General features: G+C 66.7%; 10 protein-coding genes. 2 read left to right on the forward strand and 8 right to left on the reverse strand.

All coding sequences use genetic code 11. The features are described 5' to 3' along the window. Positions 1 to 2: 2 nt before the first annotated feature. From BAC01S_RS33245 to BAC01S_RS05310, 4 genes are all read right to left on the reverse strand, one after another. Positions 3 to 1,226, reverse strand: coding sequence for a sulfotransferase family protein (locus BAC01S_RS33245; protein ID WP_156954318.1), 1,224 nt, complete (start codon positions 1,224 to 1,226; stop codon positions 3 to 5). Then, positions 1,186 to 2,280 (reverse strand): hypothetical protein, encoded by a 1,095-nt coding sequence (locus BAC01S_RS05300; RefSeq protein ID WP_043201423.1) that lies wholly within the window; start codon positions 2,278 to 2,280, stop codon positions 1,186 to 1,188. Before BAC01S_RS05300 ends, BAC01S_RS33245 begins: the two co-directional genes overlap by 41 nt. A 340-nt stretch (positions 2,281 to 2,620) precedes the next feature. After that, positions 2,621 to 5,179 (reverse strand): adenosylcobalamin-dependent ribonucleoside-diphosphate reductase, encoded by a 2,559-nt coding sequence (locus BAC01S_RS05305; protein ID WP_027793823.1) that lies wholly within the window; start codon positions 5,177 to 5,179, stop codon positions 2,621 to 2,623. Positions 5,180 to 5,475: 296 nt separating this feature from the next. Further along, a complete protein-coding gene (locus tag BAC01S_RS05310; protein ID WP_027793824.1) occupies positions 5,476 to 5,763 on the reverse strand; it encodes a DUF3331 domain-containing protein in 288 nt (95 codons plus the stop codon). Between the two features lie 359 nt (positions 5,764 to 6,122). On the opposite strand from BAC01S_RS05310, the gene BAC01S_RS05315 reads away from it, so the two are divergent. Further along, positions 6,123 to 7,193, forward strand: a complete 1,071-nt coding sequence (locus tag BAC01S_RS05315; RefSeq protein ID WP_027793825.1) for an AI-2E family transporter — start codon at positions 6,123 to 6,125, stop codon at positions 7,191 to 7,193. 21 nt (positions 7,194 to 7,214) lie between these two features. Here the strand turns inward: BAC01S_RS05315 and BAC01S_RS05320 are convergent, their stop codons facing one another. Beyond that, positions 7,215 to 8,060, reverse strand: coding sequence for an alpha/beta hydrolase (locus BAC01S_RS05320; RefSeq protein WP_027793826.1), 846 nt, complete (start codon positions 8,058 to 8,060; stop codon positions 7,215 to 7,217). Positions 8,061 to 8,152: 92 nt separating this feature from the next. Continuing rightward, positions 8,153 to 9,253, reverse strand: a complete 1,101-nt coding sequence (locus BAC01S_RS05325) for an OpgC domain-containing protein (protein ID WP_027793827.1) — start codon at positions 9,251 to 9,253, stop codon at positions 8,153 to 8,155. A 624-nt stretch (positions 9,254 to 9,877) separates the two neighbouring features. Between BAC01S_RS05325 and BAC01S_RS05330 the strand changes: the two genes are divergently transcribed. Continuing rightward, complete coding sequence (locus BAC01S_RS05330) at positions 9,878 to 10,750, forward strand: peptidoglycan DD-metalloendopeptidase family protein (protein ID WP_043201280.1); 873 nt, start codon at positions 9,878 to 9,880, stop codon at positions 10,748 to 10,750. Positions 10,751 to 10,847: 97 nt separating this feature from the next. Here the strand turns inward: BAC01S_RS05330 and prpF are convergent, their stop codons facing one another. Next, positions 10,848 to 12,047, reverse strand: a complete 1,200-nt coding sequence (prpF, locus tag BAC01S_RS05335) for a 2-methylaconitate cis-trans isomerase PrpF (protein WP_027793829.1) — start codon at positions 12,045 to 12,047, stop codon at positions 10,848 to 10,850. A 72-nt stretch (positions 12,048 to 12,119) separates the two neighbouring features. Continuing rightward, positions 12,120 to 14,717: a Fe/S-dependent 2-methylisocitrate dehydratase AcnD gene (gene acnD, locus BAC01S_RS05340; protein ID WP_027793830.1), complete on the reverse strand. Its 2,598-nt coding sequence runs from the start codon at positions 14,715 to 14,717 to the stop codon at positions 12,120 to 12,122. Positions 14,718 to 14,732: the final 15 nt, after the last annotated feature.

Here is a 14,732-nt window from a genome sequence, read left to right on the forward strand (position 1 = left end):
CTCTATCCGTGCTTGCGCAGCGGCGCCGTGACTTGTCTCAGCAGCGACATCACCTTGCTTTCCGATTTTTCCTCGGGTTGCGCCAGTGTCAACTCGTCGAGATGGCACTGTGCGTCGAGAACCGCCATCTCGAGACCAGCACGGTGCTGCTCTTCGTCGCTACGACTGACCGCAACCAGCGCGGCGAAAAGCTCGCGCACCTCGCGCGGTATCGCGTGCCTGTGCTCGAGTTCCTGCGTTCCGAATCGCCAGTGTTGAAGTGTCCGGTCGAGAAACTCGCGTTCGAACGTCCGTGTGCGTTCATCGTCGAGCGCGAATCCAAGATGTTTGGCAATCCTTGTCAACTCGTCGAGCGGGGCATCGAGCAGACTGTCGTATTCCACGATCACGCGCGACTTGCCGCGAGTGGCCTCCAGTGCGGAAAGCATGTGGCGCAGCCAGAGCAAATACGATCTCTTCAGCGCAAAGCCGTTCCTCCTTTGCAGCGATAGCCCGACGCTGAGAGGATTTCTGACGGCAATGACATAGGCGACGCGCAAACCGATCTGATCGAACACGGGCTGCCAGAAGGGCAGAAGGCGCGGCAGGCGCGGATCCTTGAGCGCGAATGTCCTGGCGCGGCATTTCTCCCTCAGGATCGAGGCGGCTCTGGCTCGAAGCACCGCGAGTTTTATCGGGTCGATGCTCCCGAAGTCCACGGGTAGCAGCGTATGCCACGTGGACTGCGCAGCGGCAAGAATCTGTTCGTTGATTTCGACGATGTCGAGATCCTCGAAAAAGCCCTTGTCATTTTCTCCGGCTTTAGGCGTGCCGAGATGATCGCCAAGGTCGGCGCCCAGGGTGTCCATGGCGCGGACGACGACGCTCGTTCCTCCCCGATGCATGCCTAGGACCACGATCAGCGTATTGGCATCGGGCGTGGCCGTCGGCGGCGCAATGGCCGGTTGCAGAATGTCCAGTTCGTCATTTTCTACGGATAGCGGTGTAGTCACCTTGACCCCATCTATATGCGCGAGACGCAGGTACGCGCCGCCCGACCGGTGCGGGTTTCGACCGTGTGATGAGATGAAGCGATCGGGGAAATCCACGGCGCTGCGCGGCTGGCGTGCCCGTGTTTTGCGAGACGCGCGAACCCGCTTCTCCGGCGGGCCAGGCGTCGAGCCGATCGCTGCGAACGGCGCCTCCTCATCCCAGGTAGCGCCAGGCTCCGGATATTTCGGCGGCAACGGAAAGCTTCTGTCTGACGAGCTCCACGATATCCGTCCGCTGGTTTCCGGACTTCGCCATGTGTGCGAGCAGGAATCGTTGCGCGAGGGAATGTACGGGCCTCGGTATCCTTCCGTCGATTCCCACTACCCGGCGTACACCTCTCCGGGATTCGTCAACGAGGTTTCTCGCGTCATTGAAGTGTGGACAGATGCCGGTACGCGCCTGAAATTGCGCGCTCACCTCCGTGGCGTAATCGGGGGATTGCCCGAGGCGATCCGTGTCGATAATCAGGTCCACGTGGTCGAGCATTCTCCAGGCGTTGAGAACCCACAGGGCAACGAAGGCCGTATAGGCGTCGCTACCGTCAACCGTCCGGACATACTCGTTGCAAGCGGCGGCATAGGCGTCTTGCGAGGAAGGCGCAGCAGGCGGCAGCCTGACCCCGCATGTGGCAATCACTTCCCTGACTAGCGGCTCGTTCTGGTTGAGTCCCAGCACGCGGAACGGTGCGGCAACGAAGTACGGGTTGCCCCATTCCTGTTTGAGCAGCCAGCCCGACGCGAACTGCGACGCGGGATTTCGCAGAACGCCTGCGTGCAGGACATCGGGGAACGCATGCTTGAGCCACGCGGTGCGGCCTTGCGAGCGGCAAAACTTCAGGACGGGGATTTTTCCGCGATTGGTCGAGTCGTCGCAAAGATGCCGGAGATACGACTGCAGTGCCGCAAAGCCGTCATCCGGGACGTCGCCGAAGCGGTCGATTCCGAAGTCTTTCCTGTACCCCGATATGCCGAGGGCGTTTGCTTGCAGGAGAGGCCGGTACTCTTCGAAGTAAGGCGCGTGCAGTGGCGGGTGGCCTGAACTATGGACCGGACGCATGCTGGATATGGTGGCGGCGCTCAACTCGCTGACGGTTGCGCTCAGCGGCTCATAAAGGGCATTTACCGACTCCAGTTTGCGGAATCGGGACCATACCCACGTTCCCGCGCTTCTCCACCCCGTGTGTAAAAAAATGCCGCGTGCGTGTTCTTTTCCCGATTCGACAGGATTGTGGTGATTGGTGGTTTGCATTGTTACTTTTCGAAATGGCTGCTGCGTCTGCTGAAGGTGCATCGGCAACAGTCCGGTTCGGCCGGCAGGTCGGCGATCATGGTGCACTATGGCAGGCGCAAAGTGAATTGTCGAAGCATTACGATTGGTTTAATTGGGCATGAAGGGAGGCCGAGAGAATCTATAAAACGAATCCGGCCAAAAGCCGGAGAAAGGCGGTGCGACCGCTAAATTAAAAGAAATTCTCGCGGAATTAGCTGAAATTTTAATGAAAATCGCGTTCTAAATTTAAAAACCACGGACCCGCCGATTTCACTTATGGCGCGCCTCGCCCCAGCTGCCTGAACCCGGCCGGCCCCGGCTACCCGCACGCCCCGATTTCCCCGCACGCCGTGCAGAAATCGCAGCCGTCCTTGCGGATTACCGCGTTGGCGCCGCACGATCCGCATTTGCGGCCAAGCATCGCGTGCGGCGCGGCGAACGCTGCGTCGGGCGGCAGCGCGTTGGGGCCATCCACCACCTGATCGCCGGAACGCGTCATGTCGTTCGCGCCGGCATGGCTCGACGGCGCCTGCGCCGCGAGCTCGCCGTGCTGCCCATGGCGCTGCTGCGCGAGCAGTCGCGACGGCACCTGGCGTCCTTCGGCATCGAGAAAGCCGCGCCGGTGCAGGATCTGCTGGATCGCATACGCGATCGCCGCGACCTCCGAGTCGTGCCAGAGCGGTATGCGCCGCCCGTCGAGCCGCTGTGTCTCGCCGTAGCGCACCTGGCCGCGGTCCCACGATACCTTGCGCAGATCCTGCAGATTGCGCGCAACGAAGCCGCCGCGCGCGGCGAGCGAAAGCGAGCGCATGGTCGCCGTGATCCACTGCTGCGACTCGTCGCGCTGCCCCACCGGAATGAAGAATTCGATGGGCCGCTCGATCGTTACGGACTCGCCGCCCACCTGGCCCGTCACCTCGAGGAACGACACGGCCACGTAAAGCGAGACCTTGCCGGTCTGCGTGACGTATTCGATCTTCTCGATCACCGCCGGCAATTCGCCTTTGGGCCGGTGGTCGATCGCCACGCGCAAGGGGTCGAGCAGGGTGTCGCCCAGCGCGTCCTCGGCGGCCGGCAGCGTTTGCAGCACCGCGCCTAGGGTTTCGTTCGGGCGGTAGGTGGCGAGTCCCTTGAGGCCGCGCCGCCACGCGTCGAGGTAAAGGCCCTCGAAGGCCTCGAACGGGTAGTCGGCCGGCACGTTCACGGTCTTCGAGATCGAGGTGTCCACGAACGGCTGCACCGCCTCCATCATCGCGATGTGTTCCTGCGCCGTCATCTCCAGCGCGCTCACGAAGTAGCCGGGCAGCGCGTTCACGTCGCCGCCGAGGGCGCGATAGAGGCGCCACGCATAGTCTTCGACAGTGAAGGTTTCGTTGCTGCCGTCGTTCATCCGGCGCGTGCGCTGATAGGTCCACGAGAACGCGGGCTCGATGCCGTTCGAGGCGTTGTCGGCGAAGGCGAGGCTCACCGTGCCGGTTGGCGCGATCGAGAGCAGATGGCTGTTGCGGATGCCGTGCGCGCGGATCGCGTGCTGGATGTCCTCGGGCAGGCGCGAGGCGAACGTGCCGTCTTGCAGATACGTGGCGGCGTCGAACAGCGGGAACGCGCCGCGCTCGCGCGCGAGTTCCACCGAGGCGCGATAGGCCGCGTCGCGCATCGTGCGCGCGACGCGCGCGCCGAACGCGCAGCCCGCTTCGGTGTTGTAGCGGATGCCGAGCATCACGAGCGTGTCGCCGAGTCCGGTGAAGCCCACCCCGATGCGGCGCTTGGCGGCCGCCTCGGCGTGCTGCTCGGGCAGCGGCCAGAGCGTGACGTCGAGCACGTCGTCGAGAAAGCGGACCTGGGTGGCCGTGCGTTCGGCAAGCGCTTCCCAGTCGAACGACGGCGCGCCGCCCTTCAGTTGTGCGAAGGGATCGGCGACGAAGCGCGTGAGATTGAGCGGGCCGAGATTGCAGCAGCCGTAGGGCGGCAAGGGTTGCTCGCCGCACGGGTTCGTGGCCCGGATCGTTTCCACGGCGCGCAGGTTGTTGTCCTCGTTCATGTGCGAGATGAACACCACGCCGGGCTCGGCCATGTCGTAGGTCGAGCGCATGATCGTGTCCCAGAGGGCGCGGGCGCGCGGCTCCGCGTAGATCCACATGCCGTCCTCGCGCTGGCGCAGGTCGCCGGCGGCGCGCCGCGAGGGCGAAGGTTCGGCGCGGTGCACGAGCGGCCAGGTTTCGTCGTTCTCGACCGCGCGCAGGAATGCGTCGCTCACCGCCACCGAAACGTTGAAATTGTTCCAGCGTCCCTTCGAATGTTTGGCTTCGATGAACTCAGGCAGGTCGGGGTGATCGCAGTCGAGCACGGCCATCTGCGCGCCGCGCCGCGAACCCGCGCTCTCCACGGTGCGGCACGAGGCGTCGAACACGTCGATGTAGCTGCAGGGCCCGGAGGCGTTCGATCCCGTCGAGTGCACGAACGCGCCGCGCGGCCGGATCGCCGAGAAGTTGTAGCCCACGCCGCCGCCGCGGCGCATGGTCTCGGCGGCCTGCAGCAGCGCGACGTAGATGCCGGGGAGGCCCGCCTCGTCCACGCCCTGGATGCTGTCGCCCACGGGCTGCACGAAGCAGTTGATGAGCGTGGCCTCGATGCCGCTGCCGGCCGCGCTCATGATGCGTCCGGCGCCGAGCGCGCCGTGGCGCAGGTTGTCGACGAAGCGGGCTTCGATCTCCGCGCGGCGCTCGGGCGGCTCGGCCATCGCGACGCCGCGCGCGACGCGGCGGTAGATGTCGTCGGCGCTGCGCTCGTCGCCCTTGGCGTACTTTTCGAGCATCACGTCGAGCGAGAATGGTTGCGGAGCGACCGGCGGCGAAAGGAGGGTGTCGTTCTCGGCCATGAGCAGGGTCCTGTTGGAGCACCGCGCTCGCGAGTCGCGCGGTGGTTGGCGGACGGCGGTGAACGGTGGCGGACCGGAGGCGGGGGCGCGCAGGACACCGCATGCATAAGGCGCACCTTACCGCAGCGGCAACCGGTGTGCACGAGATGCGCACGCTGTCGTGCTGCCGCCGGGGCGGCCTACGCCACCGGGGTTACACTGCGGCGCAGACGCGGGAGGCGAGACGGGAGCGGACCCGGGAGCGGGTCCGGCAGCGGCGGGTAATGAGCCCGGGGGGCCGGTAGCGGACGGTGGACCTACTCGGCGACGAGGTCGCCGAACACCTCGGCGGCGATCATCACGGACGCATTGAGCGGCGCGGGACGCTCGGCCGGTTTGAACACGGCGTCGCCGCGGCGGATCTTGCGGCGCGACACGGCGCAGGTTCCGGACGTATGCGCCGAGCGGCGGCGCCAGCGTTGCTCCCCGTAGTGGCAGCGTCCCGGCTCGACCCAGCGGATCACGAGTGCGCCGTCCGTCTGTTCGAGCACTTCGATGCGCTCGCCGTTGGCACCGTCTAGCGCGAGGCACGCTTTGGATTTCATTGTCGGCTCCGTAGGTGGGGTTGCCGCGAATTTAGTCCCGCGGAGCGCCGAGTGCCATTGTGTTCGCGTTGAAACACCATTCCAGAATCGGCAACAATGCCCCTGCGACACATTGCAAATCACGAAGGAATGGGGGTTTACGGGGAATCTGCGTCCACCTCTCGAATTTGTGCAACGCAGTGTTGCGCCGTTGTCGTACAAAGCGCGACATCGAAACCGGCGTCCGGGGAGGGAGTGGAACGCTTCCGCAGCGGGCGAATCGGAGAGAATGCGGACGCCCGCGTTTGTTCTTTGCCTGCTTTTTTGCTGCTTCGCACGAACCGGCCTTGCGCCGATCCGTTGATTTTTTTCGAGGTTACATGATTCATCGTCCGCCCGCTCCGAACTCCGCAAACGCGCAGAAGCTGCAGCGCATCGCGTCAACCGGGCTGTTTGCCGCGCTCGTGCTCGTCGCGCTGTGGGTCGTGCGCGAGTTCATTCCCGCCGTAGCGTGGGCTGGCGTGCTCGCCATCGTGCTCTGGCCGGCTTACCAGGTCATCGAGCGGCATCGCTGGTTCCATCGCCGCACGACCGCGATCGCGACGGTGCTGACGGCCGCGATCGCGCTGCTGGTCGTGCTGCCGATTACCGTCACCGCGATCCAAGCGGGCGGCGAGGCGCACGACCTCTATCTCTGGTTCCATGCGGCCCAGGAGAACGGCGTGCCCGTGCCCGACTTTGTCGCGCGCCTGCCGTTGGGCGTTCACCAGGTGACCGACTGGTGGCAGGCCAATCTCGCGCAGCCGCTCAAGACTTCGTCGGCGATGAAGAGCCTGCATGGCGATGCGCTCGTCGAGTTCGGGCGGCACTTCGGCATGCGCGCGGCGCGGGCTTCGATGACGTTCGGCTTCATGCTCGTCACGTTGTTCGTGATCTTCCAGGCCGGGCCGCGTCTGTCCGGCACGCTGATGCACGGCGCGCACCGCGCGTTCGGCCCCGACGGCGCCGAGCTGCTGCGCTGCATGGCCGAGGCCGTGCGCGCCACCGTCACCGGGCTCGTGGTGGTGGGCCTGGGCGAGGGCGTGATGCTGGGCGCGGCTTACCTCGTGACCGGGGTGCCGCACGCGGCGCTGCTCGGCACCGTGACCGCCGTCGCGGCCATGCTGCCGTTCTGCGCGCCCGTCGTGTTCGGGCTTGCGGCGCTATGGCTGCTGGTGCAGGGTTCGGTCGTCGCGGCCGTCGGGCTCCTGGTGTGGGGCTGCGTGGTGGTATTCGTCGCCGAGCATTTCGTGCGGCCCGTGCTGATCGGCAATTCCACGCGCCTGCCGTTTCTGCTCGTGCTGTTCGGCATACTCGGCGGGGCGACGACGTTCGGGCTGATCGGCATCTTCGTCGGTCCGGCGCTCATGACCGTGCTGATGGTGCTCTGGGTCAACTGGGCCACGGCCTGAGCCGCCGGAGTCCGGCCAGGCTCACTGCGCTTCGCGCACGCACGCGAGCGTGTACTTGAGCGCGGCGGGCAGCAGCTCGCGCCAGACGGGCCAGACATGCCCGCCGTCGACGATGCGCAGCGCCGCCGGGTTGCCCGCCTCGCGCAAGCGCGTATAGAGCAGCGACGCCTCGGCCTGGATCACGAGGTCGTCGTCGCCGGCGGCGATAAAGACGGGCAGGCGCCACGGCCGCGCGAAGTAGCCGTTCCACAACGCCGGATAGTTGAGCGCGCGCCAGACGTGCGCATCGAACTGGTGCTCGCCGAACACGCCCACGCGCCGCGCCGACGAAGCCGGCGGCGGATCGTTCGCGTAGATCGCGGGCGAGAGCAGGAGCGCGCCGCAGAACGCGTCGGGCCGCTCCATCGCATAGCGCAGCGCGCCGAAGCCGCCCATCGAAACGCCGCCTATCGCCCGTCCGCCGCGCTCTTCGGCCACGGCGAAATGACGCTCGATCTCGGGCAGGAGGTCGTCGAAGAACGCCGTCTCCATTTTCTCCTTGCGATCGACGTACCAGTCGGTGCCGCCCTGCGGCATCACGATCACGACCGGCGCGATCTCGCGGCGCGCGATCAGCGTGTCCGCGGCCGCCTGCAGGTCGCCCTGCGCCACCCAGTCCATCGCGTCGCCGCCGTTGCCGTGCAGGAGGTACAGCACGGGATAGCGCGCCGCGTCGGCACGGTAGCCCGTCGGCAGGTACACGACGTAGGCCCAGTCGCGGTCGAGCGCCGCCGAGTGGAAGGTGCGCACGGCAATCGTGCTGGCCGAAGCGGGCAGGGTCAGCGCGGCGCCGAGCGTCAGTAGCGCGATTCGGAGAAGTCGGCGCATGGCGGGGAAGGGGACCGGGAAGCGGGTGGGCGTGGCGTGGGGCCACCATGCTGGCAGGCGCAGGGGGCCGCCTGCCGGCGTGTCGGCGCGTATCAGACGGAGGGCGCTTTGACTCTCGCGGGCAGCAGGCGCTTGAGCGGATCCGACGCGCGGGCGACGGCGAAGAGCGCGCCGAGCGCGGCGGCATCGGCGGCGAGGCCGAGCGGCACGTTCAGATAGCCGTCCGTGTACCAGTAGAGCACCGAGTCGATGACGAGCGAGATCACTGCGCCCGCCACGAACGAGAGCAGTCCCTTTCGGCCGACGAGGCCGATCCACGGCAGCGCGCGGGCCATGCGCCTCGCCCAGCCCAGCCGGATCACGTGGGCCGTGAGCCACGCGACGCCGAGGAAATTCAGCACGCGGAACCACGCGAGGTGGCGCTTGAAGTCGCCGTCCAGCGCCACGTTGCCCAGATGCAGCCGATAAACGGCGGCGGCTCCGGCCACGCCGAGCGCCGCGGACGTGACGATTCCGCCGAGCCGGTGCGCGCTCACGCGCTGGAACACCGGCTGTGTCCGGGCGATCACGCCGAGCACGAAGAGCAACTGCCAGGCGAGCGGATTGAAATCCCATTGCATGTCCTCGGCGTGCGGCAGCCACGGGGTGACGAACGGCGCGAGTGCCCACAGCGCCATGCTGAGCCCGAGCAGCAGCCAGGGTTTCGCGCGCGCGAGCGGCAGCGCCAGCGGCGCGGCGAGCGCGAAGCATGCGTACATGGGCAGCACGCCCGCCAGATAGGGCTGGCGGCGCAGCAGCACGATGTCGCGCAGCACGGCGGCGGGGGCCAGCGCGAGATCGTCGAGGTCGTCGGTGGCGAGGTTTGGGGCGTCGATGTCGCAGGCGATCAGGATCGCCGTGACGACCAGCATGAGGAGCGCCGTGACCACGAAGGCGCGGTAGATCTCGAACGCGCGGCGCAGGAAGCGCTGGCGCGCGGCGGCTTCGGTGCGGCGCGCGCAGAGCGTGGACCAGGCGGTGGCCGTGGCGTAGCCGCCCAGAAAGACGAACACCTCGGCCGCATCGCACAAGGCGTAGGCGTGCAGCGTCACGCGCGACACGATGCTGCCGCCGATGTGATCCACGACGATGATGAGCAGAACGAGGCCGCGAAAAAAGTCGAGTTCGACGAGACGGTGGGATGACTGTGACATGGATTGGGCGAACAGGCCGGCCGATGCGCGTGACCGGCGCGAGGCGGCGCACGGGTGACATGCCGGCGGCGGAGTGGGGCGGCAGTGAACGAAGCTCGTGCATGCGGCAACGATTGCGATTGCAGAAGTGACCCGCAGCGCGACGGCCAGGTTCCCGGCGATCGGGGTCGGAGCATGGTTTCGCGCAATACTACATTAATTTCATATGGCTTTCAGTGTGCGAAGCGTGCCTGCTCAAGTTTTGCCGCCATCCTGCCGATATGCGGTTGAGATCGGTAAGGGTCATATCGGCCCGCGTCCAGCCATGCATTCGGCCCCGCATTCAGCCTGAATACCACTGCTTAAGAGTTGTATCAGAGTGTGAGTCGCTACCGGAAGAATGTGAAATGCGCTTTACAATGCCGAGTCGATTTTGAGATTGTAATCGTCCGCTTGAAACGGGCGATGTTGCGATATAGCGGTCTTTTCTTCGAAGAAGAAAGACGATTGAGTACAGATCGAAGCGGGCCGGGCGGCCATGAGCGCCGGGTCGACGCGACGCCGGGAGCGCGCCAGACGCCGCACACCGCGTCGCTTGCGCCCAGCGCGTCGAGCGCCGTCCGCCGCGATTGCAAGGAGGTAAGCATGTTCAACGATCGTAGCGGCCAGCGTGCCCAAGGTCTGAAAACGCTCTGGGCCGCGATCGGGATCGCGGCACTCGTGGCGGGTTGCGCGAACGTCGGTCAGGACCAGCAACCGCAGACGCCGCAGCCCCAGCCGGAACCGTCCGCCTCGGCCAGCCCGGCATCGGCGCCGTCCGCCGATGCGGCTTCCGCCGCCGCGGCGGCTCAGGCGGCGCCGACTACCCGCGTGATGACGAAGACCACCTGGGTGCGCGTTCGGCGCGGCGATTCGCTGCAGCGGATCGCTCAGGCGCACGACTGCAGCGTGAAGGACCTCGAGGCCTGGAATCACATCCGGCATGGACACGTGCACACGGGGCAGTCGCTCAAGATCGTCTCGAAGCAGACGATTACCGTGCAGGCCGCCGCGAATAACGGCGGTGCAGCGGCGGGCGCGGCGGGCAACCCGGCCGAAAACCGCGAGGTGGCGTCTGAAGTGGCGCGTCACGCCCAGAGCGTCGCGCTCGTCTGGCCGGCGCAGGGGCCGATTGTCGAGGGCTTCCAGGCGGGCGAGACGCGCGGCATCGAGATCGCGGGCAAGGCCGGCGACCCCGTGCGCGCGGCCGCCGACGGCAAGGTGATGTACGCCGGCACGGGCCTCAACGAGTACGGCAGCCTCATCATTGTCCAGCACAACAAGGACTTCCTGACCGCGTACTCGCACAACCGCCGCCTGCTCGTGAAGACGGGCGACACCGTGCGCCAGGGGCAGCAGATCGCCGAGATGGGCAACGAGGACAACGACCGTGTGGCCGTGCTGTTCGAGGTGCGCCGCGACGGCAAGCCGGTCGACCCGATGCCGTACTTGCCGCCGCAACCGATCGCGAGCAACTGACGTCCGCTTTCCCTATGTAAAAGAGCCGCGGCCGCGATCTGTTCGCGGCCGCAGCTTTCGGCATTTTCAGGCGCGTTTTGCGGGCCGGCGGGTCAGGTTAGCCCGTCAGAATGCGTCCTTGCGGCACCCGCACCCAGCCCTCCATCAGCACGCGCGCACTGCGGCTCATGATGGCCTTCGTGACGGTCCACGCGCCGTTCTCCACACGCGCCTCGGCGCCCACGCGCAGTGTGCCCGAGGGGTGGCCGAAGCGCACCGCGTTGCGTTCGCCGCCGCCCGCCGCGAGGTTCACGAGCGTGCCGGGGATCGCCGCCGCCGTGCCGATGGCGACCGCCGCCGTGCCCATCATCGCGTGATGCAGCTTGCCCATCGACATCGCCCGCACGAGCAGGTCCACGTCCTCGGCGCCCACGCGTTTGCCGCTTGAGGCCGTGTAGGCCTGCGGCTTCGCGACGAAGGCGATCTTGGGCGTGTGCTGGCGCGTGGCGATCTCGTCGAGCGACTTGATGAGGCCCATGCGCAGCGCGCCATGGGCCCGGATCGTCTCGAACTTGTCGAGCGCCGCGGCGTCGCCGTTGATCGCGTCCTGCAGTTCGGTGCCCGTGTAGCCGATAGCTTCGGCATTGACGAAGATCGTCGGGATGCCCGCATTGATCATCGTCGCCTTCAGCGTGCCCACGCCGGGCACTTCCAGGTCGTCCACGAGCTTGCCCGTGGGAAACATCGCGCTGCCCGCGCCGTCTTCTTCGGCGGCGGGGTCGAGAAACTCGAGCTGCACTTCGGCGGCGGGGAAGGTCACGCCGTCCAGTTCGAAATCGCCGGTTTCCTGCACCGTGCCGTGAGTGACCGGTACGTGCGCAATGATCGTCTTGCCGATGTTGGCTTGCCAGATGCGCACGATGGCCACCCCGTCGTGCGGAATGCGGCTTGCGTCCACGAGGCCGCCGCTGATCGCAAACGGTCCCACGGCCGCCGAGAGATTGCCGCAGTTGCCGCTCCAGTCCACGAAGGCCTTGTCGATGGCGACCTGGCCGAACAGGTAATCGACGTCGTGGTCGGGCCGGCTGCTCTTCGCGACGATCACGGTCTTGCTCGTGCTCGACGTCGCGCCGCCCATGCCGTCGATCTGCTTGCCGTAGGGGTCGGGGCTGCCGATCACGCGCAGGAGCAGCGCGTCACGCGCGGCGCCCGGCCGCTGCGCCGCTTCGGGCAGATCCTGCAGACGGAAGAACACGCCTTTGCTGGTGCCGCCGCGCAGGTAGGTGGCGGGAATCCTGATTTGAGGTTCGTGGGCCATGAAAGCTCTGTCCTGTGATCGAAACGGGCGGCACGTCGCTGTGCCGCCCTCGTATTGCGTCGAAGCGACGGTTTACGCCGCGGCCCTGGACGATTCGAGGAAGTCCTGCGCGAAACGCTGCAGCACGCCGCCCGCTTCGTAGATCGAAACTTCCTCCGCGGTGTCGAGCCGGCAGGTCACGGGCACTTCCACGCGCTCGCCGTTCCTCCGCTGGATCACGAGCGCGAGATCGGCGCGCGGCCTGCGCTCGCCGATCACGTCGAAGGTCTCGGTGCCGTCGATGCCGAGCGTCGTGCGGTTCGTGCCGGCCTTGAACTCCAGCGGCAGCACGCCCATGCCGATCAGGTTAGTGCGGTGAATGCGCTCGAACCCTTCGGCGACGATCGCTTCCACGCCCGCGAGCCGCACGCCCTTGGCCGCCCAGTCGCGCGAGCTGCCCTGGCCGTAGTCGGCCCCCGCGACGATGATGAGCGGCTGCTTGCGCTCCATATAGGTTTCGATGGCTTCCCACATGCGCGTGACCTTGCCTTCCGGCTCGATGCGGGCGAGCGAGCCCTTCTTCACGGCGCCGTCTACCACGGCCATTTCGTTGACGAGCGTGGGGTTCGCGAAGGTGGCGCGCTGGGCCGTGAGGTGATCGCCGCGGTGCGTCGCGTACGAGTTGAAGTCCTCTTCGGGCAGGCCCATTTTCGCGAGGTACTCGCCCGCCGCACTGTTGGGCAAAATCGCGTTGGAGGGCGAGAGATGGTCGGTCGTGATGTTGTCGCCGAGCACGGCGAGCGGACGCAGGCCGCGCAGCGTGCGCTCGCCGGCCAGCGCGCCTTCCCAGTACGGCGGGCGGCGGATGTAGGTGCTTTGCGCGCGCCAGTCGTACAGCGGATCGGCCGCCTCGCTGCGCGAGGCAGTGACAGCGAACATCGGTTCGTACACCTTGCGAAACTGCTCGGGCTTCACGCTTTGCACGACGATGGCGTCGATTTCCTCGTCGCTCGGCCAGAGGTCTTTCAGGTAGACCGGCTTGCCGTCCTGGCCGGTGCCGAGCGCGTCCTTTTCGATGTCGAAGCGGATCGTACCGGCGATGGCGTACGCCACCACGAGCGGCGGCGAGGCGAGGAAGGCCTGCTTCGCGTACGGGTGGATGCGGCCGTCGAAGTTGCGGTTGCCCGAGAGCACGGCCGTGGCGTAGAGGTCGCGGTCGATGATCTCCTGCTGGATCTTCGGATCGAGCGCGCCCGACATGCCGTTGCACGTGGTGCACGCGAACGCCACGATGCCGAAGCCGAGCTTTTCGAGTTCGGGCAGCAGTTTCGCTTCTTCGAGGTAGAGCTCGACCGCTTTCGATCCCGGCGCGAGCGAGCTCTTCACCCACGGCTTGCGCGTGAGGCCGCGCGCGTTCGCGTTGCGCGCGAGCAGGGCGGCTGCGATCACGTTGCGCGGGTTGCTCGTGTTCGTGCAGCTCGTAATGGCGGCGATGATGACGGCACCGTCCGGCATCTGGCCCGGCGTTTCTTCCCACTTGCCCGCGATGCCGCGCTCGGCCAGCGCCGAGGTGGGCAGGCGCTTGTGCGGATTCGACGGGCCGGCCATGTTGCGCACGACGGAGGACAGATCGAATGTGAGCGTACGCTCGTATTGCGCGCGAGCGAGCGCATCGGCCCACAAGCCCGCGGTCTTCGCATAGGTCTCGACGAGCTTGACCTGCTCTTCGTCGCGGCCCGTGAGGCGCAGATAGTCGAGCGTCTGGTTGTCGATGAAGAACATCGCCGCCGTCGCGCCGTATTCGGGGGCCATGTTCGAGATCGTGGCGCGATCGCCGAGCGTGAGGCTCGACGCGCCTTCTCCACGGAACTCCAGATACGCACCCACGACCTTTTCCTTGCGCAGGAATTCGGTGAGCGCGAGCACGATGTCGGTGGCGGTGATGCCAGGCTGGCGCTTGCCCGTGAGTTCCACGCCCACGATATCGGGCAGGCGCATCCACGAGGCGCGGCCGAGCATGACGTTCTCCGCTTCGAGCCCGCCCACGCCAATGGCGATCACGCCGAGCGCGTCCACATGCGGCGTATGGCTGTCCGTGCCGACACAGGTATCGGGGTACGCCACGCCTTCGGTGACGCCGATCACGGGCGACATCTTCTCCAAGTTGATCTGGTGCATGATGCCGTTGCCGGGCGGGATCACGTCGACGTTCTGGAAGGACTGCTTCGTCCAGTTGATGAAGTCGAAGCGGTCAACGTTGCGGCGGTCCTCGATTGCACGGTTCTTCGCGAACGCGTCCGGGTCGAAGCCGCCGCATTCCACGGCGAGCGAGTGGTCGACGATCAGTTGCACCGGCACGACTGGATTCACTTTCGCCGGGTCGCCGCCCTGGTCGGCGATGGCGTCGCGCAGGCCCGCGAGATCGACGAGCGCGGTTTGCCCGAGGATGTCGTGGCAGACCACGCGCGCCGGATACCACGGAAAGTCGAGGTCGCGCTTGCGTTCGATGAGCTGCGTGAGCGAGGCGGCGAGCGTGGCCGGGTCGCAGCGGCGCACGAGGTTCTCGGCGAGCACGCGCGAGGTGTAGGGCAACGTGTCCCAGGCGCCGGGCCGGATGGCTTCGACGGCTTCGCGCGCGTCGAAGTAGTCGAGCCGGGTGCCCGGAAGGGATTTGCGGTAGGCGGTGTTCATGGGGATTCGCTTCGC

This window comes from Paraburkholderia acidipaludis NBRC 101816 (genome assembly GCF_000684975.1).
GTDB lineage: Bacteria > Pseudomonadota > Gammaproteobacteria > Burkholderiales > Burkholderiaceae > Paraburkholderia > Paraburkholderia acidipaludis.